This window comes from Crossiella sp. CA-258035 (assembly GCF_030064675.1).
Classification (GTDB): Bacteria; Actinomycetota; Actinomycetes; order Mycobacteriales; family Pseudonocardiaceae; genus Crossiella.
Map to the genome: position 1 here is coordinate 1,830,001 of NZ_CP116413.1, position 22,226 is coordinate 1,852,226.

26 protein-coding genes and 2 rRNA genes (1 of these 28 running past the window's edge) are annotated in these 22,226 nt (G+C 68.8%); 20 read left to right on the forward strand and 8 right to left on the reverse strand.

Features of this window, described 5'->3' with window-relative positions; translation table 11 throughout:
* The 3 genes from N8J89_RS08935 to N8J89_RS08945 form a co-directional block, all read left to right on the forward strand.
* Window positions 1-598, forward strand: a 23S ribosomal RNA gene (locus N8J89_RS08935) (it extends 2,514 nt beyond the left edge of the window).
* Window positions 599-679: 81 nt separating this feature from the next.
* Window positions 680-796: ribosomal RNA gene (gene rrf, locus N8J89_RS08940) — 5S ribosomal RNA — on the forward strand.
* A gap of 855 nt (window positions 797-1,651) precedes the next feature.
* Window positions 1,652-2,539, forward strand: coding sequence for a GNAT family N-acetyltransferase (locus tag N8J89_RS08945; protein WP_283663868.1), 888 nt, complete (start codon window positions 1,652-1,654; stop codon window positions 2,537-2,539).
* On the opposite strand, the gene N8J89_RS08950 is transcribed toward N8J89_RS08945, so the two are convergent.
* A complete protein-coding gene (locus tag N8J89_RS08950; RefSeq protein WP_283663869.1) occupies window positions 2,486-2,929 on the reverse strand; it encodes an Lrp/AsnC family transcriptional regulator in 444 nt (147 codons plus the stop codon). The two genes, N8J89_RS08945 and N8J89_RS08950, sit on opposite strands and share 54 nt — an antisense overlap.
* Window positions 2,930-3,041: 112 nt before the next feature.
* Here N8J89_RS08950 and N8J89_RS08955 point away from each other — a divergent pair, with 112 nt between their 5' ends.
* From N8J89_RS08955 to N8J89_RS08970, 4 genes are read left to right on the forward strand one after another with little or no spacing between them, the layout of a single operon-like run.
* On the forward strand, window positions 3,042-3,491 hold the full coding sequence (locus tag N8J89_RS08955) for a rhodanese-like domain-containing protein (protein ID WP_283663870.1): 450 nt from the start codon (window positions 3,042-3,044) through the stop codon (window positions 3,489-3,491).
* A gap of 24 nt (window positions 3,492-3,515) precedes the next feature.
* Window positions 3,516-4,262, forward strand: a complete 747-nt coding sequence (locus tag N8J89_RS08960) for a type 1 glutamine amidotransferase (RefSeq protein WP_283663871.1) — start codon at window positions 3,516-3,518, stop codon at window positions 4,260-4,262.
* A gap of 3 nt (window positions 4,263-4,265) precedes the next feature.
* A complete protein-coding gene (locus N8J89_RS08965) occupies window positions 4,266-7,268 on the forward strand; it encodes a bifunctional [glutamine synthetase] adenylyltransferase/[glutamine synthetase]-adenylyl-L-tyrosine phosphorylase (protein WP_283663872.1) in 3,003 nt (1,000 codons plus the stop codon).
* A gap of 2 nt (window positions 7,269-7,270) precedes the next feature.
* Window positions 7,271-8,203: an NADP-dependent oxidoreductase gene (locus tag N8J89_RS08970; protein WP_283663873.1), complete on the forward strand. Its 933-nt coding sequence runs from the start codon at window positions 7,271-7,273 to the stop codon at window positions 8,201-8,203.
* A gap of 1 nt (window position 8,204) precedes the next feature.
* Here the strand turns inward: N8J89_RS08970 and N8J89_RS08975 are convergent, their stop codons facing one another.
* Window positions 8,205-8,501, reverse strand: coding sequence for a hypothetical protein (locus N8J89_RS08975; RefSeq protein WP_283663874.1), 297 nt, complete (start codon window positions 8,499-8,501; stop codon window positions 8,205-8,207).
* A 48-nt stretch (window positions 8,502-8,549) separates the two neighbouring features.
* Here N8J89_RS08975 and N8J89_RS08980 point away from each other — a divergent pair, with 48 nt between their 5' ends.
* From N8J89_RS08980 to N8J89_RS08990, 3 genes are all read left to right on the forward strand, one after another.
* Window positions 8,550-9,008: a mycothiol transferase gene (locus N8J89_RS08980; protein WP_283663875.1), complete on the forward strand. Its 459-nt coding sequence runs from the start codon at window positions 8,550-8,552 to the stop codon at window positions 9,006-9,008.
* Window positions 9,009-9,058: 50 nt separating this feature from the next.
* Window positions 9,059-9,487: a DUF4279 domain-containing protein gene (locus tag N8J89_RS08985; RefSeq protein ID WP_283663876.1), complete on the forward strand. Its 429-nt coding sequence runs from the start codon at window positions 9,059-9,061 to the stop codon at window positions 9,485-9,487.
* A 214-nt stretch (window positions 9,488-9,701) separates the two neighbouring features.
* Complete coding sequence (locus tag N8J89_RS08990) at window positions 9,702-9,863, forward strand: hypothetical protein (RefSeq protein WP_252486815.1); 162 nt, start codon at window positions 9,702-9,704, stop codon at window positions 9,861-9,863.
* A gap of 60 nt (window positions 9,864-9,923) precedes the next feature.
* Here N8J89_RS08990 and N8J89_RS08995 read toward each other — a convergent pair whose 3' ends face one another.
* Window positions 9,924-10,283: a winged helix-turn-helix transcriptional regulator gene (locus N8J89_RS08995; RefSeq protein WP_283666123.1), complete on the reverse strand. Its 360-nt coding sequence runs from the start codon at window positions 10,281-10,283 to the stop codon at window positions 9,924-9,926.
* Between the two features lie 71 nt (window positions 10,284-10,354).
* Here N8J89_RS08995 and N8J89_RS09000 point away from each other — a divergent pair, with 71 nt between their 5' ends.
* A complete protein-coding gene (locus tag N8J89_RS09000) occupies window positions 10,355-10,984 on the forward strand; it encodes an NADPH-dependent F420 reductase (protein WP_349497456.1) in 630 nt (209 codons plus the stop codon).
* A 4-nt stretch (window positions 10,985-10,988) separates the two neighbouring features.
* On the opposite strand, the gene N8J89_RS09005 is transcribed toward N8J89_RS09000, so the two are convergent.
* On the reverse strand, window positions 10,989-11,435 hold the full coding sequence (locus N8J89_RS09005) for a hypothetical protein (RefSeq protein ID WP_283663877.1): 447 nt from the start codon (window positions 11,433-11,435) through the stop codon (window positions 10,989-10,991).
* 63 nt (window positions 11,436-11,498) lie between these two features.
* Between N8J89_RS09005 and N8J89_RS09010 the strand changes: the two genes are divergently transcribed.
* Window positions 11,499-12,251, forward strand: a complete 753-nt coding sequence (locus tag N8J89_RS09010) for an SIR2 family NAD-dependent protein deacylase (protein ID WP_283663878.1) — start codon at window positions 11,499-11,501, stop codon at window positions 12,249-12,251.
* A 679-nt stretch (window positions 12,252-12,930) separates the two neighbouring features.
* On the opposite strand, the gene N8J89_RS09015 is transcribed toward N8J89_RS09010, so the two are convergent.
* The 4 genes from N8J89_RS09015 to N8J89_RS09030 form a co-directional block, all read right to left on the reverse strand.
* On the reverse strand, window positions 12,931-13,551 hold the full coding sequence (locus tag N8J89_RS09015) for a ribonuclease D (RefSeq protein WP_283663879.1): 621 nt from the start codon (window positions 13,549-13,551) through the stop codon (window positions 12,931-12,933).
* Window positions 13,544-14,305, reverse strand: a complete 762-nt coding sequence (locus tag N8J89_RS09020) for a hypothetical protein (protein ID WP_283663880.1) — start codon at window positions 14,303-14,305, stop codon at window positions 13,544-13,546. Before N8J89_RS09020 ends, N8J89_RS09015 begins: the two co-directional genes overlap by 8 nt.
* A 173-nt stretch (window positions 14,306-14,478) precedes the next feature.
* Window positions 14,479-14,949, reverse strand: a complete 471-nt coding sequence (locus N8J89_RS09025) for an NUDIX hydrolase (RefSeq protein ID WP_283663881.1) — start codon at window positions 14,947-14,949, stop codon at window positions 14,479-14,481.
* Between the two features lie 10 nt (window positions 14,950-14,959).
* Entirely contained in the window at window positions 14,960-15,832 is an 873-nt protein-coding gene (locus N8J89_RS09030; protein WP_283663882.1) for a DUF5919 domain-containing protein, read from the reverse strand.
* A gap of 198 nt (window positions 15,833-16,030) precedes the next feature.
* Between N8J89_RS09030 and N8J89_RS09035 the strand changes: the two genes are divergently transcribed.
* From N8J89_RS09035 to N8J89_RS09070, 8 genes are all read left to right on the forward strand, one after another.
* Window positions 16,031-16,471, forward strand: a complete 441-nt coding sequence (locus N8J89_RS09035) for a hypothetical protein (RefSeq protein WP_283663883.1) — start codon at window positions 16,031-16,033, stop codon at window positions 16,469-16,471.
* A gap of 2 nt (window positions 16,472-16,473) precedes the next feature.
* Window positions 16,474-16,707 carry a hypothetical protein gene (locus N8J89_RS09040; RefSeq protein WP_283663884.1) on the forward strand — a complete coding sequence of 78 codons (234 nt, stop codon included), beginning with the start codon at window positions 16,474-16,476 and terminating at the stop codon, window positions 16,705-16,707.
* A complete protein-coding gene (locus tag N8J89_RS09045) occupies window positions 16,704-17,015 on the forward strand; it encodes a hypothetical protein (RefSeq protein ID WP_283663885.1) in 312 nt (103 codons plus the stop codon). The genes N8J89_RS09040 and N8J89_RS09045 overlap by 4 nt, the downstream gene beginning before the upstream one ends.
* Window positions 17,016-17,275: 260 nt before the next feature.
* Window positions 17,276-17,620, forward strand: a complete 345-nt coding sequence (locus N8J89_RS09050; RefSeq protein ID WP_283663886.1) for a hypothetical protein — start codon at window positions 17,276-17,278, stop codon at window positions 17,618-17,620.
* Entirely contained in the window at window positions 17,620-19,119 is a 1,500-nt protein-coding gene (locus N8J89_RS09055) for an FtsK/SpoIIIE domain-containing protein (protein ID WP_283663887.1), read from the forward strand. The genes N8J89_RS09050 and N8J89_RS09055 overlap by 1 nt, the downstream gene beginning before the upstream one ends.
* A gap of 26 nt (window positions 19,120-19,145) precedes the next feature.
* A complete protein-coding gene (locus N8J89_RS09060; protein ID WP_283666125.1) occupies window positions 19,146-20,753 on the forward strand; it encodes a replication initiator in 1,608 nt (535 codons plus the stop codon).
* On the forward strand, window positions 20,753-20,947 hold the full coding sequence (locus tag N8J89_RS09065) for a helix-turn-helix transcriptional regulator (RefSeq protein ID WP_283663888.1): 195 nt from the start codon (window positions 20,753-20,755) through the stop codon (window positions 20,945-20,947). The genes N8J89_RS09060 and N8J89_RS09065 overlap by 1 nt, the downstream gene beginning before the upstream one ends.
* 36 nt (window positions 20,948-20,983) lie before the next feature.
* Window positions 20,984-22,222: a tyrosine-type recombinase/integrase gene (locus N8J89_RS09070; protein ID WP_283663889.1), complete on the forward strand. Its 1,239-nt coding sequence runs from the start codon at window positions 20,984-20,986 to the stop codon at window positions 22,220-22,222.
* Window positions 22,223-22,226: the final 4 nt, after the last annotated feature.

The window sequence follows — 22,226 nt, forward strand, 5'->3', positions numbered from 1 at the left end:
GGTTGGCAATCAGGTGTTGAGTGTAAGTGCACAAGGGAGCTTGACTGTGAGACTGACGGGTCGAGCAGGGACGAAAGTCGGGACTAGTGATCCGGCACTGGCTTGTGGAAGCGGTGTCGCTCAACGGATAAAAGGTACCCCGGGGATAACAGGCTGATCTTGCCCAAGAGTCCATATCGACGGCATGGTTTGGCACCTCGATGTCGGCTCGTCGCATCCTGGGGCTGGAGTAGGTCCCAAGGGTTGGGCTGTTCGCCCATTAAAGCGGCACGCGAGCTGGGTTTAGAACGTCGTGAGACAGTTCGGTCCCTATCCGCCGCGCGCGTTGGAGACTTGAGGAAGGCTGTCCCTAGTACGAGAGGACCGGGACGGACGAACCTCTGGTGTGCCAGTTGTTCTGCCAAGAGCATGGCTGGTTGGCTACGTTCGGAAGGGATAACCGCTGAAGGCATCTAAGCGGGAAGCCTGTTTCGAGATGAGGTCTCCCACCACCTTGAGTGGTTAAGGCCCCCTAGAGACGATGGGGTTGATAGGCCCGAGATGGAAGCACGGTAACGTGTGGAGTTGACGGGTACTAATAGGCCGAGGGCTTGATTACAAAGTTGCTACGCGTCCACTGTGTGGTTCTGAGAGAACCAGCTAGCGTCCACTGACGAAGTGTTTGGTTTTTTCATAGTGTTTCGGTGGTTATGGCGGAGGGGAAACGCCCGGTCCCATTCCGAACCCGGAAGCTAAGTCCTCCAGCGCCGATGGTACTGCATGCGTGAGTGTGTGGGAGAGTAGGACGCCGCCGAACGTGTAGCCCGAAGATTCGTCTTCGGGCTACACGCTTTTTTGCGTTCGAAGTGCCTGCGGGCGAGGCTTGTTTGGCTGGTGTGCGTCGGGGCAACTGGTGTCGCTGGGTGGCGCTGGAGGTTCGGTTGGTTCGGTGTGGTCGATTTGGTTTGGGGCCCCTGGGGCGGCCTTTTGGGCAGGAAGGGGCAGGCCTGGCGGCCTGCCCAATCGCCTTCCAGCGTACGGCCGCCCTGCCCCAAACAAAATCGACCACACCGCCCGCGGAAGGTGGGCTGGCGCTGGGTGGTGCTGGCCCGCGCAAACCAGAGTTGCCACGGGCCATGCTGTCCCGGCACCCGGCACCCGGCACCCGGCACCCGGCACCCGGCACCCGGCACCCGGCACCCGGCACCCGGCACCCGGCACCCGGCACCCGGCACCCGGCACCCGGCACCCGGCACCCGGCACCCGGCACCCGGCACCCGGCACCCGGCACCCGGCACCCGGCACCCGGCACCCGGCACCCGGCACCCGGCACCCGGCACCCGGCACCCGGCACCCGGCACCCGGCACCCGGCACCCGGCACCCGGCACCCGGCACCCGGCACCCGGCACCCGGCACCCGGCACCCGGCACCCGGCACCCGGCACCCGGCACCCGGCACCCGGCACCCGGCACCCGGCGCGCCCCTCTCGTCCCGTCCCCGTCCCCGTCCGCTCCCCGCTCCCCGCGCCCCGCCGACTGGCCGGCTTTGGGCCCGGCTTCCTGAGCCGTGCCGCCCCCCGCTTCCCAGCCCTATCTCCCGGTGGTCCGTCCCTCCCCTGGCAGGGCCGCAAAATCGGTCGCACTGGTCTCGGGGGCGGCGCACTCTGGGTATATGGATGCGCAGGTGCACGGGAATGTGGAGCTGTTCTGGAAGGTTGCGGGGCCGCACTTTCTCGCTGATCCGGTTCGCAACACCGTGGCGATCACCGTCATGGAGCGGGTGCTGGCGGGGACCGAGACTGATCGGGCCGGCCTGTTGATGCTGACTGTGCACGACAACTCCGGCGCGCTGGTTGGTGCGGCACTGCGTACTCCGCCTTGGCCCGTTCTTGTTGGTGGGCTGCCGTTGGCGGCTGTTCCCGCGACCGTGGACGCGATGGCCTTGCACGTGCCGGAGTTGAACTTCGTGTCGGGGCCGCGGGAGGTGGCTGAGGCGTTCGCGCGGGCTTGGACTGAGCGGACCGGGTGTGCCTCGCGGGTGCGGACGGCGATGCGGACGTTCCGGTTGGGGGAGTTGGTCATGCCGGAAGTGGTTGGGGCGGCTCGGATTGCCGGGCCGGGGGACCTTGAGCTGTTGGCGCGGTGGCGGGAGGCGTTCAACCTGGCGGGGTTTGGGGCCTCGACCGTTGATGAGCGGGCTGGGGTGTTGGCGGCGTTGGCGGCTGGGGATCCGCACTTCCTGTGGGAGGTGGATGGGGTGCCTGTCTCGGTGGCGTTCACCAATGTGCCCAGCGGGGGGATGGCGCGGATTCGGTACGTGTACACGCCGGAGGAGTTTCGCGGCAACGGGTATGCCTCGGCGGTTACGGCGGCGGCCTCGCAGTGGGCGGTGCGGCAGGGGGCTACCGATGTGGTGCTGTTCACCGATCTTGGGGATCCCGTGCCGAACCGGATCTATCCGCGGCTGGGGTATCGGCCGGTGCTGGATGTCAGCGAGATCGAGTTCTCAGCTGGGGCTGCTGACGGGGCGGTTGCGGACGTGGGAGGAGAACACCAGTGAAGTAGTGGTCTCACCGTACTGCTGAGCGTGGTCGACCAGGCCCTCCAGTTCACCCATGGACTTGCAGCGCACGCGCAGCAGCCAGCAGTCGTCGCCGGTCACGTGGTCGGCATCGCACACCGACGGCAGGGCCAGCACTCGCTCCCGGAACCTCGGGGAGTCCAGGCTCCGGACCCTGACCCGGACGATGGCCTGAATGGGCAGGCCGAGCAGCTGGGGGTCGACCACCGCGGCGTAGCCGGTGATCACTCCCAGCTGCTCCAGTCTGCGGACCCGTTCCGTGGTGGCTGGGGCGGACAGGTTGACCCGGCGGGCCAGTTCGGTGAAGGTCATCCGGCCGTCCTGCTGGAGGTGTTCCAGGATGCGCCAGTCCAGGTCGTCGAGGTCCACGGGCGATATCCCTCGTCAAAGCTCGGTTTTCGCGGGGAAACACAGGCACAGCCAGGCTAGAACCAGGAAGCGGCCATGTTCGAGCGCGTCCCACTGCCCGAGAATTTTCCCCATGCTGACCACATCGAACGTACTTCGTTTTCCGCCGGCCGAGCCCGCGGTGGCGGCCGCGCACTTCGCCGCGGAGCTGGCCTTCGAGGCGGATCCGGATGATGTGCACCGGGATCTGGTGGCGGGGACGGCCGATGGGTATGTGCTGGTGGAGTGCCGGCGGGCGGAGGCGTTCGCGGCCGCGCGGATTCCGGGGGCGGTCAACCTGCCGTATGCCGAGCTGACCGCGGAGAGCACGGCGGGGCTGGACCGGGGGCTGGTCTATGTCTGCTACTGCGAGAGCTTCGAGTGCAATGCGGCGACCAAGGGGGCGGCGCGGTTGGCGGGGCTGGGGTTTCGGGTGAAGCGGTTGTCCGGGGGGATTCGGGCCTGGATGGCGGCGGGGTATCCGGTGGAGGGGGCGGCGGGCCCGGGTGATCATGTCCACCGGGCGGTGGCCTGCGCTTGTTGACGGGCAGCGCCTAGGCTTTCTGGCATGACCTCGGTGCTTGTTGTCCAGCCTTCCGATCTGGATCCGCTCGGCCCGCTCGCCGACTGGCTGCTGGACGCCGGCGCCGAGATCCACCTGGTCCGCGCGGGGCAGGAACCGATCCCGGCGAGCCTGGACGGCTACCGGGCGGTGGTGTGCCTCGGCGGGGAGATGGGCGCCTACGACGACGCCGAGCACCCCTGGCTCAAGGACGTGCGGGCGCTGCTCGCGCACGCGGTGGCGCGGCGGGTGCCGGTGCTGGGCATCTGCCTCGGCGGGCAGCTGCTGGCGGCGGCCACCGGGGGACAGGTGCGGCCGGGGGAGGCCGGGCCGGAGGTGGGCACGCTGCTGGTGGCCAAGCGGGACGCGGCGGCGCAGGACCCGCTGTTCGGGCCGATGCCGATGACGCCGGACGTGCTGCAGTACCACTCCGACGAGATCGCCACCCTGCCCGGCGGGGCCACGCTGCTGGCTTCCTCGCCGAAGTACCCGAACCAGGCATTCCGGGTCGGGGACAACGCCTACGGGCTCCAGTTCCACATCGAGACCACGCCTGAGCTGGTGCGACGCTGGGCGGAGCACTCGCCGGAGGAGGCCGCGTTCGCGCCGCGCGGTCACCTGGAATATGAACACCTCGTGGAGCGGCACCAGGACCTGGCCGAGGTGTGGCAGCCGTTCACCGAGCGGTTCGTCAAGCTGGCCTCGGGTGAGCTGAGTGCGGCGGCGCCCGGTCGCCGGCTGCCGCTGGTGTAGCGGATGACCTTCACCGATCCCAGGGCCACCCCCTCGCCCGCGCGGTTCGGGCTGACCGATCCGCGCGCGGCGGACCTGCTCGGCGAGGTGGGCTGGTGGGGCAGGCCCGGCGCGGAGACCAAGCTCGCCGCGCTGTCCCGCAGCGCCGATCCCGACCTGACCCTGCGCAGCCTGGTCCGGCTGCGCGAGGCCCTCGGCACCGGCTGGCCGGTGCTGGACGAGCGGCTGCGCACCGAGGCCGGGCTGCGGGCCCGGCTGTTCGCGGTGTTCGGCGCCTCCAGCGCGCTGGCCGACTTCCTGATCGCCGACCCGGCCCGGCTGGACGCGCTGGACGGCGCGTTGGACGTGCCGCTGCCCGAGGTCGCCGAGCTGACCGGGCGGCTGCTCGCCGCGGTCGGCGCCGACTCAGCCGAGCCGGTGTGGCGCGCCCAGCTGCGCGGTGCGGAGGCGGTGCGGGCGCTGCGCGAGGCCTACCGGCTGGAGCTGGTGCGCATCGCGGCCGCCGACCTCGCGCCCACCGTCGACGGCACCGCGCCCGAGGTGTCCTACGAGACCGTCGCGGCGCTGCTGTCCGACCTGGCCGGGGCCGCGTTGCAGGCTGCGCTGGCCGTGGGCGTGCGGGAGGTCGTGCCTGCCGACGCGGTGGAGATGCCCTGCCGGATCGCGGTGATCGCGATGGGCAAGTGCGGGGCGCGCGAGCTCAACTACGTCAGCGATGTGGACGTCATCTTCGTCGCCGAGGGCGATGCCGGGCTGGCCACCAGGCTGGCCGCGGCGCTGATGCGGGTGGCGGGCGAGGCGTGTTTCCAGGTGGACGCGGCGCTGCGGCCGGAGGGCAAGGCCGGCGCGCTGGTGCGCACCCTGGACGGGCACGTCGCCTACTACAAGCGGTGGGCGCGGACCTGGGAGTTCCAGGCGCTGCTCAAGGCGCGGCCGGTGGCCGGGGACGCCGAGCTCGGACAGTCCTATGTGGACGCGCTCGCGCCGATGGTGTGGTCGGCCGGGGACCGGGACCACTTCGTCGTCGACGTGCAGGCCATGCGGCGCAAGGTCGAGGAGCACGTGCCAGCCGGGCTCGGCGACCGGGAGCTGAAGCTGGGCCGGGGCGGGCTGCGGGACGTCGAGTTCGCGGTGCAGCTGCTGCAGCTGGTGCACGGGCGCGGCGACGCCGAGCTGCGGGTGCTCTCCACCATGGACGCGCTGCGGGTGCTCGGGCACGGCGGCTACGTCGGGCGGGCGGACGCGGCCGGGCTGGCCGAGTCCTACCGGTTCCTGCGCACCCTGGAACACCGCCTGCAACTGCAACGGCTGCGGCGCACCCACCTGTTCCCCGCCGACGACGACCGGACCGGGCTGCGCTGGCTGGCCAGGGCCGCCGGGGTCCGGCCGGACGGGCGGCGCAGCTCCGGCTCGGTGCTGCAGGCCGAGTTCCGCTCGCACTGCAACCGGGTGCGGCGGCTGCACGAGAAGCTGTTCTACCGGCCGCTGCTGGAGGCGGTGGCCAGGGTGCCCAGCGAGGGGCTGCGGTTGTCCACCGAGTCGGCCACGCTGCGGCTGGCCGCGCTCGGCTACGCCGCCCCGGACGGCGCGCTGCGGCACATCGAGGCGCTGACCAACGGGGTGTCCCGGCGGGCCGCGATCCAGGGCGCGCTGCTGCCGGTGCTGCTGGACCTGTTCGCGCACAGCCCCGATCCGGACGGCGGGCTGCTCGCCTACCGCCGGGTGTCCGAGGCGCTGGCCACCACGCCCTGGTACCTGCGGCTGCTGCGCGATGAGGGCGCGGTGGCCGAGCGGCTGGCCTTCCTGCTGGGCACCTCGCGGGTGGTGCCGGACCTGCTGGTGCGCGCGCCGGAGGTGCTGCGGCTGCTCGCCGACACCCCCGCGCTGGCCGGGCGCGACCCCGCCGAGGTCGCGACCTCCTTGCGCAGCACCGTTTCCCGCTACACCGACCCGGTCACCGCGGTCACCGCGGCCCGGTCGATGCGCAGGCACGAGCTGCTCAGGGTGGCCTGCGCGGACCTGCTCGGCGAGCTGGCGCTGCCCGCGGTGTGCGCCGCGCTGAGCAGCGTGTGGGTGGCGGTGCTGGAGTCCGCGGTGGACGCGGCCTGCCGCGCGGTCACCGCCGAACGCGGCTCGCGGCCGGCCACGATCGCGGTGATCGGCATGGGCCGCCTCGGCGGTGCGGAGCTCGGCTACAGCTCCGACGCCGACGTGCTGTTCGTGTGCGAACCCGTCGCCGGAGCAGCGGACAACGAGGCCGTCCGGTACGCGTCCGCGGTCGCCGAGCTGGTCCGCAGGCTGCTCGGCGCGCCCAGCCAGGACCCGGCGCTCCAGGTCGACGCCGACCTGCGGCCCGAGGGGCGCAGCGGACCGCTGGTGCGCACCCTGGATTCCTACCGCGCCTACTACACCCAGTGGGCCGAGGTGTGGGAGCAGCAGGCGCTGCTGCGGGCCCGGCCGGTGGCGGGCGATCCCGAACTGGGCCAACGGTTCCAGCGGATGATCGACCCGGTGCGCTACCCGGCCGCCGGGCTGGAGCACGCCAGCGTGCTCAACATCCGCCGGATCAAGGCCAGGGTGGACGCCGAGCGGCTGCCCCGCGGCGCCGACCCGGCCACGCACACCAAGCTCGGCCGCGGCGGGCTCGCCGACATCGAGTGGACCATCCAGCTGCTCCAGCTCCAGCACGCGCACGCCGTGCCCGAGCTCCGCACACCGTCCACACTGGACGGACTGGCCGCCGCGGAGACCGCGGGACTGGTCCAGCCCGCCGACACCGCCGCGCTGCTGGCGGCCTGGAACATGGCCACCCGCGCCCGCAACGCGGCCACCCTGGTGCGCGGCAAACCCACCGACCAGCTGCCCAGGCAGGGCCGGGAGCTGGCCGCGGTGGCCCGCGCCATGGGCTATCCGGCCGCGACCGATCCCGGGGAGTTCGTCGACGAGTACCGCAGGGTCACCCGTCGGGCCCGAGCGGTGGTGGAGCGGCTGTTCTACGATTCCTGACGGTGAAGGCAATCGCGTTCGAGGAGTTCGGCGGACCAGAGGTGCTGCGCCTCCAGGAGCTGCCGGACCCGATCCTCGGTCCGGAGAACTCACTGGTCCAGGTGCGTGCCGCGGGGGTGAACCCGGTGGACTTCAAGATCCGCCAGGGCCACCTGCGGGGCGTGCTGCCGCACCACTTCCCGCTCATCCCCGGCTGGGACCTCGCCGGGGTGGTGACCGCGGTGTTCCCCAACGTCACCGAGTTCGCCCCCGGTGACGAGGTCTTCGGCTACATCCGCAAGGACAGCGTGCAGCACGGCGCCTACGCCGAGCAGGTGGCCGCCCCGCAGCGCGCCATCGTGCGCAAGCCGGCCGGCCTGGACTGGGTGACCGCGGGCGCGCTGCCGCTGGTCGGGCTGACCGCGTTGCAGGCGCTGACCGCGGCCGGGGTCGGTGACGGCGACACCGTGCTGGTGCACGCCGCCGCGGGCGGGGTCGGGCACGTCGCGGTGCAGCTGGCCAGGGAGCTGGGCGCCAAGCGGGTGCTCGGCACCGCCTCCCCGCGCAACCACGACTACCTGCGCGAACTGGGCGCCGAACCGGTCAGCTACGGCGAGGGCCTGGTGGAGCGGGTGGCCGGGCTCCTCGGTGGCGACGGCAAGGTGGACGCGGTCGTCGACCTGGTCGGCGGCCAGGCCCTGGCCGACTCGCCGCGCCTGGTCAGGGACCCGGCCCGGCACTCCTCGATCGTCGGCGCCGAGGTGCTGGCCCAGGGCGGCCGGTACGTCTTCGCCCAGGCCGACCGGGCCCAGCTGACCTACCTCGGCGACCTGGCCGCGAGCGGGCGGCTGCGGGTGGACATCCAGCAGAGCTTCCCGCTGGCCGAAGCCGCCGCGGCGCACCGCCTCCTGGAGCAGGGGCACGTCCGCGGCAAGCTCGTCCTGACCGTCGGCTGAGCTACGGGGCGGCTTCCCCGGCAGGCACGGCGATCTCCTCGTCGTCCTCCTCGGGGAGGTCGTCCTCGTCGTCCTCCATGGGCGGGGCGTCGTAGACGTCGACCACCCACTCCTCCAGCAGCACCTCGCCGCCGTCGTCGGGGGCGCTCTGCAGGACCACGCGGTTGCGCACGGTCACGCCGAGTCCGAGCCGCTCGGCGGCCTCCAGGGACTCGACCGCGTCGGCGAGGTTGTCGTAGAAGTGGCTGACAATGCGGGTGGGCACATCGGGCTCGTCTTCGCGGAGACTGTCGGTCACGCCTGGCAAGCTACTCGCCGTGGAGCCGGAGTGCGGGGAGGCACGAGCGTGATCAGTCAGGCGGACTACCTGTTCTTCGTCGACCGGGCACTGGACGGGATGACCGGCATCCTGCTCGGCCTCGGCGACGAGCTGGCCAACCGCAAGCCGGCGCTGCCCGGGGCGAACACGCCGTACCAGGTGCTCACCCACTGCCTGGGCGTGGTCGAGTTCTGGGGCGGGCAGGTGGTGGCCGGGCGGGAGGTGCGCCGGGACCGGACGGCGGAGTTCACCGCGGCCGGGCCGGTGGCCGAGCTGGTCGAGCGGACCGCGGCGGTGCGCGCCCGGTTCGCCGCCGACGTGGCCGCGGCCGAGTTCAGCGCGCCGGTCCGGCGGGAGCCGCCGCCGCACTGGCGGAACTACCCCGGCGGGATCAGCCAGGGCGCGGCGCTGCAGCACGTCTACGAGGAGCTGGCCCAGCACCACGGCCAGCTCGAGGTCACCAGGGATGCCCTGCTCGGCGGTTGAGCGCGCCCGCTGGTCTGCCAGGATGAAGGCACCGTCCCGAGGAGTTGAGAGTGGCCATCGCCCGCGCCAGCGCGTCCCTGCGACTGTTCAGCACCAAGGCGGCCGCGGCCGCGGTCACCGAGGCCCTTGACCTGGAGCCGACCACCTCGGCCGAGCGCGGTGAGCCGATCGGCAAGAGCATCTCGACCCCTCGGGAGCAGTCCATGTGGCTGCTGGAGAGCGAGGCCGAGCCCGAGGAGCCGCTCTCGGCGCACCTGGAGTGGCTGCTGGCGGAGCTGGACGGAAAGCTCGGCACGCTCGCCGGGCTGGCCGGGGACTACGAGGTCGACGTGTGGTGCACGGTGGAGGCCACCAACGGCCAGGGCCAGCTCACCTTCGCCCCGGAGCTGACCGCCCGGCTGGCCGGCCTGCCCTGCCCGTTCTCGGTCGACCTGTACCTCTCCGACGCCGAGGACGACGAGGAAGAGGGCGAATTCTGAAGATCTTGTCCATACATCTGGAGCAACTCCAGTAGGTCGGACGGACCCCTGACTTTCGGCCAAAAGTGCTGGTCAACTGCGTGTTTACGATCACTTTCCGACTCTTCGGAAACGATTCCGAAACTCTCCGCTATCCCAGATTCGCCTGATGGGGTGACGCGGAGCGGCCTAGCCTCGTGGGCAGTTGGTTAGTACCCGGCTGGAGGAGGACGTAATGGTCGAGCAGAACGGGCAGTCGCCACGGGCCGCCGGTGACCAGGCCACTCGCACATCGCCGGTGCACCGTGCCCCCTCGCCCATGCTGTTGGCCGAGGCCGCGCGCGCCCGCAAGGAACGGGCACAGGCGGAGGCCCAGCGCCGGGAGCACCAGTCCTGACCCGCTGACTCGAGGAGTCCCAGGGCCGGGCGGCGACACGCTGCCCGGCCCTCGGTCTGTCTAACCGCTGAGCTGCTCGAAGCTCTCCTGCGCCGCCATGACCTCGTCGCCGTGCTGATGTGCCCACGCGCCGAAGGCCTCGATCGGCCCCAGCAGGCTGCGGCCCAGCTCGGTCAGCCGGTACTCCACCCGCGGCGGCGCCTCCCGGTAGCTGTCCCTGGCGATGAGGCCGTTGTAGGCGAGCCGGTGCAGGGTCTCGGTGAGCACCTTGGTGCGGATGCCGCCGATCTCCCGGCGCAGCTGCACCGGCCGCCGCGGCCCGTGCCGCAGCGCCCACAGCACCACCGGGTTCCAGGTGTTGGCCATCAGGTCGAAGGCCAGCCGCGCCCGGCAGTCGGCCAGGTAGTCCCGCTCCGCCATGAACACCGCCCCAGCCTGCCCGAGCCGTCGCACACCGTTCGGTGCCCATCGCCCTTCCTACCGTTCCGGCAGTGGAACTCCAACCGGAAGGCAACACGATGCGCATCGGCATCCTCGGCGCGGGCGGCATGGCCGACGCCCTCGGCACCCAGTGGGCCCGCCAGGGCCACGACCTGATGATCGCCACCCGCACCAACCCGGCCCCGCTGGCCACCCGCCTGGGCGCTCGCACCGGCGACTACGCCGAGGCCGCCGCCTTCGGCGAGGTCCTGCTGCTGGCCGTGCCGGCCGCCGCGGCCCTGGACGTGCTGACCGCGGCCGACCTGCCACCGGGTCGCACCGTGATCGACTGCGCCAACCCGGTCGGCCCGGACTGGACCCTCACCACCGACGGCGCCTCCCTGGCCGAACAGCTCGCCACCACGGGCGCCCACGTGGTGAAGGCCTTCAACCTGTGCCACGTCGACATCTGGCGAATGACCCCACCGGCCTTCGCCGCCCGCCCGGTCCTGGTCCCCCTGTGCGGCGACCACCCGGAGTCCCTGGACCGGGCCGGGAGCCTGGTCCGGGACCTGGGCTGCACGCCGGTGGTGGCCGGCCCACTGTCCAGGGCCGCCCTGCTGGAGGCCACCGCCGCCTTCGCCATCGGCCTGTGGATGAACGGCGCGGACGCCCAGGCCATGCTGCCGCCTCTGGGCTGACCGGTCAGTCCCAGTGGTTGAAGGTCAGCTCGCCGACGGTCGCCGGTCGCCAGTAGCTGATCTGCTTGTGCTCGTGGACGTTCAGCTCACTGAGGTCCACTGTGGACAGTGAGGTGTCCAGCTCTGCCGCGGTGCAGACGCGGAAGCTCGACCAGGCGGTCAGGGTCGCCGCCCAGCGCGGTTCGTCGCGGAAGACCGGTGGTGCGCCGGGGTTCTCGGGTGGTTCGGCGAAGGCAAGTAGGTGAAGCGCGTTGTGGCACAACAGGTCGAAGCGGCGCTCGCCCTCGCGGATCCGGGCGGTGGTGTAGTTCGGCGTCGCGTGGGGGAGGAGGAACTCCTCGACGTGGGCGCCGAGCTCGCGCGCCACCGCCTCGCACAGGGTACGGAACTGGGTGGGGTCCGATGCGGGGGTGGTGACGTTGAAGCTGGTGGAGCCGTGCGGGAGACGCATGGTCCCAGTCTGCGCCACAAATCGATCGTCCGATCGGCCAAGGCTTGACTAGGGTCGGTCGCCATGAGCGAGCTGCGACCGGACTGGGCGCGCGGGGTGCGCCGAATCGCCGTGCTGACCGGCGCGGGCATCTCCACCGACTCCGGCATCCCCGACTACCGCGGCCCCGACGGCATCTGGACCCGCGACCCCGAGCTCGCCAACCTGTTCACCCTGGAGAACTTCCTCACCGACCAGGACATCCGCCACCGCTTCTGGCAGCGCTACCTGGACCACCCGGCCTGGCGCGCCCGGCCCAACCCAGCCCACCAGGCCCTCGCCGACCTGTCGGGCGGCCCCGCCGTCCGAGTCCTGACCCAGAACATCGACGGCCTGCACCAGCGCGCCGGGGTACCGGCTCGCAAGGTGCTCGAACTGCACGGCAGCATGCACCAGACCGTCTGCTGTGGTTGCGCCGCAACGACTCCCACGCCCGAGGTGCTGGACCGGGTCCGCGCAGGCGAGACTGATCCGTCCTGTGTGGACTGTGGCGGGATCCTGAAGCTGGCGGTGATCCTGTTCGGGCAGCAGCTGGACAGCGAGGTCATCGGCAAGGCCCGCGCGGTGGCGGCGGCGAGCGAGGTGTTCCTGGCGGTGGGCAGCTCGCTGCAGGTGGAGCCGGCGGCCTCGTTGTGCGCGGTGGCGGTGCGCGGCGGGGCGAAGCTGGTGGTGGTGAACGCGGCGCCGACGCCGTATGACGAGCACGCGGTCGAGGTGATCCGGGAGCCGATCGGGGAGGTGCTGCCCCGCATCTGCCGGGACCTGTTGGCTGGGTAGCCGTCAGCGTGCGGCGTGCGGAAACGGCCGAGGGCCGGGCGGTCTTGGTGACCGGCCCGGCCCTCGGCCGTTGTTCAGCTACTGCGGATCACACGTCGTAGGAGTGCCACAGGCCGTCCCTGACCAGCGCCGCTTGCATCTGCACCCGTTCTGACCTGCTGGTTCTCTGTCGATGTTGGTCGTCGTTGGTTGACCTTCGTCGGCCTCAGACGGCCTGGAGACGGCCTGACGGCCTCGGCCCTCACCCCGGTTCGACCACGGGGTGAGGGCCGTTGCTGTGTGAGGGCCTGGTGCTCATCGACCTCGTGCCGACGTGGCCCGGTGGCAAGCCGGTGGGCTGGTCGATCCGGTCACGGGTCGAGCTGTCCACGGGCGCGGCAGCGATCGCCGGAAGCAGTCGAGCAGGGTGACCGGGCTGGCGATCGTGACGGTCTGGTGGTGCTGGCAGCTCGGCTCTGGTGCCGGCGCGCGGCTACCGGCGCCGGGATCGTCGCACGGGTCGCCGGGCGCAGCGGCGGGCCGGTCGCCGCAGCGGAGCGGATGGCGACCGTGCCCGGATGGGTGCGCCCGGCGCAGCCAGGGCGACCACCCGCCGCGCGCCGCTGGCGGCGCGCCTTGATTCCATAGAGTCAAACTCGATTCCATAGAGTCAAACTCGGCAACGTTCCCAACTGGATTACTAGTGTGCGAATACGTCCGGCCAGCGGCGGACCTGGAGATCCACATGCGTTGGCAGAAAGGAGCAGCACTTCGCAAATAAATCACTCAGGCCTGATTTGTTAAGCCTGGAAGACAGAGATTTGTATAGTGGAATTAAGTACTCGACGTCAGCGGCTGCGTAAGCAAGCTGTTCGGCCGACAATTCGACCGCTTGCCAATTGCTAAGCCTCTGATCTTTGCTGATTTGAACGCCGAGAATTCTGTCAAGTAACGACTGAAGGCTGTGTGTCGACTTGTCGCCATATGGATCGAGAAGTCTGGAGGCTACCTTTGTGCACGCGATATTGGCAGGCTTCACGCCCCACTTGCTTACCATGAAGCGAAGATCGAAAGGCGCATGGTGAAAGATCTTCTTCGTGGTGGGGTCGGCGATCAGTTGGCATAGGTTGGATGGGGAATTGACTCCGATTCGGGCGACGAAAGTTCCCGTCATGGGTGAATGGATTTGGCATGTTGCAATCTGATCGGTCGCCCAGTCGAGTCCGGTTGTTTCAATATCGCAAGCGACCAATCCAGCGCTGGTGAGTGCTCTAAGCTGCCATTCGTTGATATCTACCTCTACAATTTCAGGATCAGGCATCTCTCTCCTCATTCTTAGGCAAGGGAAATACCTTCCTGCTCTGCTGTCGGATAGATTCCAGGTCATTTCGGACGAAACTGTACAGGCTGCCGGGGCCTTGGCAAACGATTGTCGGTACGCTTCCCCTTTCTTGATGGTGTGAGTAAAGTGTAACAACCGCTGTATTGTCAAACCTGTATGCACTGTAGAGCAATGTTCCGGGACGGTAGTAGATAGATATGTTAGCGCTACCCTGCATCGAAAGACGTTCGAAGTCTTCCTTGGCTTCGACTATTAGATCGACGGTTCGCTCGGGAGTTTTCATAATGCGCGCAGCGAACTGCTTGACCGTTTCTGGGTCCTCGGCGTCAGGAAGAAATACCCTGATCTGGCAGTCCTTCTTCTTGGCGATCGCACGCAAATTTGACAAATTGCTATTGCGCCAAGTTTGACCGTAAGCGAAAAATATATCAAGTTCGCGTGCTCGAGAAAAGAGATTATCCCAGTCGGCGTCTTTTAGGTACTCGGTACCCGCGCGTATGATTCCGGACCTTTCTAGATTGGTCGCAGAGCCTGTGATTTCGATGACTTCGCGAGCGAAGGAACGTTTGCTGGCCAGTTCCCAAAGTACAACTAGTGCCATGCCAGTGATAAGGGCGCTCCCTAGGTTATTCACAACATTTTGAGCCCCGGGATTACTCTTGATTGCATCGAGTGTGCCTGCTATCCAAAGAAGAAGGAGTCCGACCGCTGCGGCGCCAACGGCGATTAGCACGGCCCTGTAGGTGCTTAGGGCTCGACGTGGACGTTCGCTTTCCAGGGATCCCAATATTTGCCCCTTTGTTTTTTGCTAAGTCTACGAGATTAGCTCAATTGCGAGTTTGATGTCTAACTGTGTAAATGTTTCGCGAATTAGTGTCCCACGTCAGGGGGTGGTAGTGCTGATTTCTATGTGTAGTAAGGAGAGTCTCGATTGGAGAAACCGTGTTCAATCCGAAGTCGAATTGAAGGATGTATGTTAAGGCTGCCTACTTCTTCTCTGGTGACCCAGCAAACTTCCTTGGATTCGCTACTTGTGCGTAGAGTTCCACCGACAGGATTGGCGCGAAAGCAGATGGAGAACTCCTGTCGGACCTCTCCGTCACTGTAGGCGACAATATGATTGGGGTTTGAATAAATTCCGACTAGCTCTACGATGTCTACGATAATCCCTGTCTCTTCATCGAGTTCGCGAATTGTGGCTTCGGTGAGAGTCTCCCCGAGTTCGAGTTGTCCACCAGGGATGGAGTAGAAATCATTGTCGGTGCGGCGGATCATCAGGAGTCGTCCAGATTCGTCTTGGACGAAGGCGCTGACGGCGACGGCGATGCTGTTGGCCTTCGGGGCATTGGGGTCGTGGAAGTAGTCGACGCGTGCCACTGGTTCCCCTTCAGAAGTCTGCGGGCGTGGACAGGTTCCAGACGGTCTCAAAGCTCTCGGCATAGATGTCGAACAGTCCCTGTGTGGGCTGGCTCCGCAGGTGCAGCGCTGGGGCGTGTGCTCCCTGGAACCCATACACATGGGTGTTGACGATCATCTCGTGGTCGAAACGGAAGATCGAGTTGTAGAGCGTGGTCCGGTGGAACCGGATCTCCACGCCGTCCACTCCTTGCAGCGGCCGGTAGAAGGCCAGCGCATTGCGGATGCGGCCTCCAAGGGTCTCTGCGCCCAGGCCCTCCTCGTCGCTGCGAAGTGCGACCTCCGGGCTGGCCGGGTCGCCGAACAACAGGCGGATCTTGGCGCCCTTGGCGGCCTTGGTTGCCAGGCTGCGTACGAAGGTGGGGCGCTCGGTGAGGAACAGCGCGGCGTGGACCAGGACCTCTACGTGCCCGGTCGCGTTCGCGGTCAGCCGGTCCCACAGCTCGGACGGGATGGCGTTGCGGTGCGGGTAGGTGGAGACGATCTCACCGACCTCGGTGGCCGCGGGGCGGATCACCGGTGCGGTGCCCGCGCCAGCGGCGGGGAGGGCGGCCGGCGGGGCCTGCGGGATGGGTGGTGCGGTGTCCGGGTCGTGGGGTGACAGCAGGGCTTCGATGCCGTGGCCGGGCAGCATCGCTTCGAGAATGCGGCAGTGGTCCGGATAGGGCAGGCCGATCAGCTCGCCGGAGAGCCAGCGGTAGAACTGGGCCTTGCTCGGGTACTTGCCGCGCAGGTCCGGGTCGACCTTCTTGGCCACCCGGTCGTACTCCTTGCAGAAGGCGCGGTAGCCCTGCAAGTGGCGCTGGCGGAGCAGGTACTTCAGCAGTGTGGGCTGCGGCGTCATGTCAGCCTCCCGAGCAGACGAGACGCGACGAGACTACCACCGCCATGAGACATAGACGAGACAAAGCGAGAGGTAGAAGTCGCAGACGAGAGCGCGACGCGATCTTGACGGGACGGACCCGGGCCGAACCTGAGTAAGCGCCGCTGACCTGGCGGTACGGGGCCGACAACACGGCCAGTGAACAGGGAGGGCTCGAACATGGCGATCCAACGGGGGCACCGGTTCCCCATCGAATTCGATGAGGCGTTCGGCAAGGGCCTCGTCCTGGTGGGCGAGATCGCGCCCGACTTCGAGTACCAGGAGAACAAGAACAAGCCGCCCCGGCAGAAGGTCGACCCGGTGACCGGGAAGCGGCAGTGGGTCGGCACCGTGACCGACCCGGACGAGACGAAGGCCAAGCGCGCGTCCTTCCAGATCACCTTTCTCGCCGACGTGCAGCCGGTGCCGCCCGCGCCGGAGGTGCTGCCCGGCATGCGGCCGATCGAGTTGGACGGCCTGACCGTGGAGCCGCGCTTGTCCGGCAACGGCGAGTTCAAGTACCAGGGCTGGCTGTTCCGGGCGACCGGGTTCAAGTCCGCGGTGACCTCGGCGTCCCGGCCTGGCGCGGCCAAGGGCGCCGATGGCGGCAAGGCGGCCTGACGATGCCCATCACGCGGGACGAACTGGGGATGGACATGACCATCTCCATCTACGACGACACCTCGATCAGGGTCGCGCCCTGGGACGACGAGAACCTGTTGCTCGTCTTCGGCGGCCCGGTGCAGAAGATCGTGATCGTGCTCGACCGGGACGACTTCCAGCGGTTGTACGAAGAGATGACGTCCGTGGTCAGCGGGGAGGCTGTTCCGGCTGAAGTGGCAGGTGAGCGCGGATGACGGTCCACGTGTCGGTGGTGCCGGACGAGGGCACCACGGTGTCCCTGCTGACGCTCTCGACCGGCCAGCCCATGCTGGCGATCGCGGACAGCCACTGCGGCGTGACCTTCACCGTGCGGGAGACACCGGACGGTGCGGCGCAGGCCGTGCTGGTGGCGCGGGAACTGGTCCGCCTGGCCGGCGAGTTCGCGGCGCTGACGGAGCGCTACGCCCGGCATGTCGCCTCGCTCCACCTCGCTCAGGCCAACCGGCAGCGGCAGCAGGAGGCGGCGGCGCAGAGTCGCCACGAGCTTCAGCGGGGCGAGTAGCCGAGGAGTCTACTTAGGACAGTCCATAAAGGACAAACACGGGCCTGTGGGTGCCGTGGCGATGCCGCACGTCTTGTTGCGGCGCAAGGAGAACAAGGACACAAGAGCGGCTACCGGCCTAGGAACCTCGCCGCTCTCGTGCCGTCCACAACCTCAGGAAGTGAACAAGGATGACTGTACGGCGTCCGGGAGACTTCCCGGCAGATGGGGTCCCTCGAAAAGGGCAACGGCGGTGCTCGACCTGCGGGAAGTTCGCCCGCATGTTGCCTGGAGATGACCAGTGCGGGGTGTGCGAGGGCTGGCTCCCGCTGGACTTCTCCGACCTGCTGAACAGTGGTGTGGCGCGGCGGGTTCGCCGGTCCAAGGCCGAGGTCTGGTCCGGGCTGCTGTCCCGGTTGCAGACGACCGGGATCTACCCGGTGCGGCTCGATGGCGCACCCGTGCAGCGGATGAAGCTCACCGAGGCTCAGGCTGGCGGACTGGCTTGCCTGGGGTGCAACCAGGCGTGTGGGATCGGCAAGGCCGCGTTCCGGCCTGCTGGGCACGTGGTGGGCGGGTCGCAGGTCTTCCGCTGTATCGCCTGCATCGAAGGCGGTGAGCGGTGATGGCCGCCTTCTCCCGCAAGCCCTTGGCTGAACCAGCCGCGTTGGAGATCACCCGGCCTCGGCTGCCCTGGTGGACGCTGCTGCCGGGCTGGGCAAAGCTCGCGCTGCTGCCCGTGGCGCTGGTGTGGTCGGCTGGCTGGCTCGTTGTGCAGGCGGCACGGATCGTCGGGCGCTACCCGGTGCTGGTGTTCGGCGCGCTGGTGGTCTGGGCTGGTTACCGGCACCTCGGCGGGTGGTACCTCGGGCTGTTCGTCGCCCTGGCCCTCATCGTGCTCGGCTGGTGGGCCTGGGGACATCGGCCCTCGTTCGAGCGCTACTGCTGGTGTGAGGTCCGGACCGAGTGGCGGCGTTGGTCGGTCTACGGGTGGCAATGGCGTTCGGTGATGCGGCTGGCTGATCTCACGAAGTCGGTGCGGGGTGCGGAGTACCGGCCCAAGCTCGGCCGCGTCCGGGCTGATGGGTGGCGGGATCGGGTTCGGGTGCGGATGGTCAAGGGGCAGGCTCCGGAGCAGTGGGAGCTGCGGGCCTCCGGCCTGGCGCATGCCTTCGGGGCGACCTCCTGCCGGGTGCGGGTGCGCAAGCCCGGCCGGCTGGAACTGGACCTGGTGCACCGTGACCCGCTGGTCCGGCCCATCCCGGTGCCGGAACTTGCGGCCACGGATTCCGCGGTTGACCTCAAGCGCCTTGTTGTCGGGCGGACGGAGAGCGGGCGGGCGTTGACGCTGCGGCTGCTGGGCAACCACCTGCTGATCGTGGGTTCGACCGGGGCGGGCAAGGGCTCGGTCATGTGGTCGCTGCTCTGGGCCGTGGCCCCGGCGATCCGGGCCGGGCTGGTGCGCTTGGTGGGCATCGACCCCAAGGGCGGGATGGAGCTGGGGCAGGCTCCGGAGCTGTTCCACCGGCTCGCCTACACCAACGACCTGGAAGCCGTGGAACTCCTGGAAGGGCTGGCGGCGGAGCTGAAGGACCGGGCACAGCGGTACCGGGGCCAGCTGCGGCGCTGGAAGCCCGGCAACGGGGAACCGTTCACCCTGCTCGTGGTCGACGAACTGGCCGACGTGATCGCCTACCAAACTGACAAAGCGCTGCGGGAACGTGCGGCGCGGGCGGTGCAGACCATCGCCTCCCAGGGCCGCGCACCCGGCTTCGCCGTCCTCGGCCTCGTCCAGGACCCGCGGAAGGAAGTCGTCTCCTTCCGGCACCTGTTCGGCTCCAAGGTCGCCTTGCGGCTGGATGAAGCCGCCCAGGTCGACATGGTCCTGGGCGAGGGCGTCCGGCAACGCGGGGCCGCTGCTCACGAGATCAGCGAGGGCACCCCGGGTGTGGCGTGGGTGAAGGAGGACGGGCGGCGGGAACCGGTGCGCGCCAGGGCCTTCCACGTCACCGATGCCGATCTACACCGGCTGGTCGACTACGTCACCGGACGCGACGCGGTGCACGCGGAAGTTCTGCCCTTCCCCGGCAGCGGCTACGACGTGGACGGGGAGGTGGCGGCGTGAGCGAGCACGTGACCCGAGCGGAGCGGATGCGTCAGCCCCTCGCGCTGGATGTGGTGCGCTCGCTGGCGGAGACCAACGGCGTGTGCGTCCGGCCGCTGGCGCAACGGCGACTGGACTACGCCACCGGCCGGGTGGATGTGCTGCCGGTGGCCTGCGGCTCCACCGTGGCCTCGGTCTGCGCCCCGTGTGCGGACAAGGCCCGCAAGCTGCGGATGGCCCAGTGCCGCGAAGGCTGGCACCTGGCCGACGAACCCGACTTCAGTCCGAACGCTCCGACTGTGGACCAGGCCGCGCTGACCGAACTGCGGGCGACCCTGTGGGCGGACTACCAGGCCGCTCGGGCCGAGGGCGATGAGAGCGGGATGGAGGAACTGCGAGAAGCCGTCGCGGCCGTGGATGCGGAGCTGCGGGACGGTGGTGTGCGGGGCAAGCTCCCCGCGCTGGACCCACCCCTGTCCAAGCCGGTCAAGCGCTCGACCCGGCGTAAGCAGGACGTGCCGGAGTTGCCCCGCCGGCGGGTCTCCCGGCACACCGTGGGCCGGGAGTTCGCCGGATGGTTCCGCCCGTCGATGTTCCTCACCCTGACCCTGGACTCCTACGGGCGGGTGCGGGAGGACGGCACCCCCGTGGACCCCGACAGCTACGACTACCGGCGTGCCGCGCGGGACGCGGTGCACTTCGCCGCGCTCCTGGACCGGTGGGTGCAGAACCTGCGGCGCGCGGTGGGCTACGACGTGCAGTACTTCTCCACCGTCGAACCCCAACGCAGGCTGGCGCCCCACTGGCACGCGGCAATCCGGGGTGCGATCCCGCATGACCTGCTGCGACTGGTCACCGCCGGGACCTATCACCAGGTCTGGTGGCCGAAGCATGACGAGCTGGTCTACCCCGGGGAGACGGCGCCGGTGTGGTGCGACCGAGCCAAGGGCTTCGTTGACCCGACCACCCGCCAAGTCCTGCCGACCTGGGAGGAAGCCCTCCCCGGCCCGGACGCATCGGACCCGGCGCATGTGGTGCGGTTCGGGAGGCAGATGCACTCCAAGGGCATCCTCGGCGGGACCGAGGAAGCCGGGCGGCACATCGGCTACCTGACCAAGTACCTCACCAAGTCCATCAGCGAGTGCCACGAAGAGGCCACCGAACGCCAGCGGCGGCACGCCGACCGCCTGCATGCTGAACTGGCGATCACCCCGTGCTCGCCGCGCTGCGCGGTCTGGCTGCTCTACGGCATCCAACCCGCCGGGGCGCGGATGAACCTCACGCCGGGGCGCTGCAAGGGCAAGGCCCACCGGCGGTCCACGCGCGGGCTGCCGGGGCGGCGGGTGCTGGTGTCGCGGAAGTGGTCGGGCAAGTCCCTAGGCGATCACCGCCACGACCGGCAGCAGTTCGTTCGGCAACTGCTGCTGGACATCGGTGTCACGCCGGAGACGGACCGGGACACCAGTCAGGTGGTCTGGCAGAAGGTCGCCCCTGGTGACCCGGACGTGCCTCCCCGGGCGCACCTGCTTATGCACTCGGTGGCGGAGCGGCTGAGGTGGAAGGCCCAGTACTCGCTGGCGCAGTTGGCGGCCGGGGAGTCGCCGCAGCGCCGGATCTTTCGGCAACTCGACCGGCAGCGGCATAGGGGGCGGTGATGGGTAACAGCAACGACCGGCTGTGGAGCGTCCAGGACTTGTCGGCGTTCCTCGATATTCCGGTGCACACGATTCGGGGCTGGCGCAAGACCGGCTACGGGCCGCCCGCTCGGCGGGTTGGGAAGCACCTGCGCTGGGACCCGGTGCAGGTCCGCCGGTGGTTCGACGGGCTCGGCCAGAACGACGCGGCCTGACCACATTCGCTGCTGGGCCAAGGGGAGAAGACTGCCATGGGGCACATTCAGGACCGCTGGTTCAAGGTCGAGAAGGACGCGGTGACCGGTAAGCCGGTGCTTGATGCCAAGGGCAAGCCGGTGAAGGTGAAGACCGATCTGCACGGCGTCGGCCTGCGGTACAAGGTGCGCTACCTCGACCCGGACGGGAACGAGCGCAGCAAGACCTTCCCGAACGGGAAACTCGCACTGGCACAGGCGTTTCTGCACCAGGTCGAGAACGACAAGCACAAGGGGACGTACCTCGATCCGGACAAGGGGCGGGTGCTGTTCCGGAAGCTCGGTGAGGACTGGCTGAACTCGCGGACCTTCGATGAGTCGAGCCGGGAGGGGACGGAGTTCCGGCTCAAGCTGCATGTGTTCCCGTACTTGGGGGACAAGGAGATCCGGGCGATCCTGCCGTCGCACATCCAGGAGTGGGACCGGGAGCTTCAGAAGAAGGGGCTTGCCGAGACGTACCGGCGGACGATCTTCGCCAACGTTTCGGCAATCTTCACGGCCGCGATCGACGATGAGCGGATCACGAAGAACCCGTGCAACGCGAAGTCGGTGACGAAGCCGCGGGGCGAGTACCCGAAGGTGGTGCCGTGGCCGGAGCAGCGGGTGCACGCGGTGCGGGCCAAGCTCGGGGAGCGGTACCGGGTCATGATCGACGCTGGGGCTGGGTGCGGGCTCCGGCAGGGTGAGGTGTTCGGGCTCTCGCCGACTGACGTCACCGAGGATGGCCAGAAGCTGAGGGTCGAGCGGCAGATCAAGATCGTCCGGGGACGCCTGGTGTTCGCGCTGCCCAAGCACCGGAAGGTCCGGGAGGTGCCGCTATCCGCGACCGGGAATGCCGCGATCAAGGCGCACAGCGAGAAGTTCGAGCCACTGCCGGTGACGCTGCCGTGGGAGGAACCGGACGGCAAGCTGGTGACGGTGAACCTGCTGCTGTACACGCGGGAGCGGAAGCCGATCTACCGGCACTCGTTCAACCACCACGTGTGGAAGCCAGCTCTGCGGGAAGCCGGCGTGGAGAACCCGCAGCGGGCTGACGGGTTTCACGCTCTGCGGCACTTCTTCGCCTCGCTGCTGCTCGATGACGGGATCAGTATCCGGGCACTGGCCGAGTTCCTCGGGCATGCTGACCCGGCGTTCACACTGCGGGTGTACACGCACCTGATGCCATCCAGCCATGAGCGCACTCGTGGTGCCGTTGATCGTGTATTCAGCAGCACTAAGAGGAAAGCGGCTTGACCAG

Excerpts from the sequence above, each read along its gene's own strand:
- N8J89_RS08990 (WP_252486815.1), top strand. The coding sequence starts at position 9,702 with ATGGTCGAGCAGAACGGGCAGTCGCCACGGGCCGCCGGTGACCAGGCC.
- N8J89_RS09010 (WP_283663878.1), top strand. The coding sequence starts at position 11,499 with ATGAGCGAGCTGCGACCGGACTGGGCGCGCGGGGTGCGCCGAATCGCC.
- N8J89_RS09015 (WP_283663879.1), bottom strand. The coding sequence starts at position 13,551 with ATGCCTGATCCTGAAATTGTAGAGGTAGATATCAACGAATGGCAGCTT.
- N8J89_RS09045 (WP_283663885.1), top strand. The coding sequence starts at position 16,704 with ATGACGGTCCACGTGTCGGTGGTGCCGGACGAGGGCACCACGGTGTCC.
- N8J89_RS09030 (WP_283663882.1), bottom strand. The coding sequence starts at position 15,832 with ATGACGCCGCAGCCCACACTGCTGAAGTACCTGCTCCGCCAGCGCCAC.
- N8J89_RS08965 (WP_283663872.1), top strand. The coding sequence starts at position 4,266 with ATGACCTTCACCGATCCCAGGGCCACCCCCTCGCCCGCGCGGTTCGGG.
- N8J89_RS09055 (WP_283663887.1), top strand. The coding sequence starts at position 17,620 with ATGGCCGCCTTCTCCCGCAAGCCCTTGGCTGAACCAGCCGCGTTGGAG.
- N8J89_RS09070 (WP_283663889.1), top strand. The coding sequence starts at position 20,984 with ATGGGGCACATTCAGGACCGCTGGTTCAAGGTCGAGAAGGACGCGGTG.
- N8J89_RS08960 (WP_283663871.1), top strand. The coding sequence starts at position 3,516 with ATGACCTCGGTGCTTGTTGTCCAGCCTTCCGATCTGGATCCGCTCGGC.
- N8J89_RS09040 (WP_283663884.1), top strand. The coding sequence starts at position 16,474 with ATGCCCATCACGCGGGACGAACTGGGGATGGACATGACCATCTCCATC.
- N8J89_RS09050 (WP_283663886.1), top strand. The coding sequence starts at position 17,276 with ATGTTGCCTGGAGATGACCAGTGCGGGGTGTGCGAGGGCTGGCTCCCG.
- N8J89_RS08945 (WP_283663868.1), top strand. The coding sequence starts at position 1,652 with ATGGATGCGCAGGTGCACGGGAATGTGGAGCTGTTCTGGAAGGTTGCG.
- N8J89_RS09035 (WP_283663883.1), top strand. The coding sequence starts at position 16,031 with ATGGCGATCCAACGGGGGCACCGGTTCCCCATCGAATTCGATGAGGCG.
- N8J89_RS09065 (WP_283663888.1), top strand. The coding sequence starts at position 20,753 with ATGGGTAACAGCAACGACCGGCTGTGGAGCGTCCAGGACTTGTCGGCG.
- N8J89_RS08995 (WP_283666123.1), bottom strand. The coding sequence starts at position 10,283 with ATGGCGGAGCGGGACTACCTGGCCGACTGCCGGGCGCGGCTGGCCTTC.
- N8J89_RS09060 (WP_283666125.1), top strand. The coding sequence starts at position 19,146 with ATGCGTCAGCCCCTCGCGCTGGATGTGGTGCGCTCGCTGGCGGAGACC.
- N8J89_RS08955 (WP_283663870.1), top strand. The coding sequence starts at position 3,042 with ATGCTGACCACATCGAACGTACTTCGTTTTCCGCCGGCCGAGCCCGCG.
- N8J89_RS09005 (WP_283663877.1), bottom strand. The coding sequence starts at position 11,435 with ATGCGTCTCCCGCACGGCTCCACCAGCTTCAACGTCACCACCCCCGCA.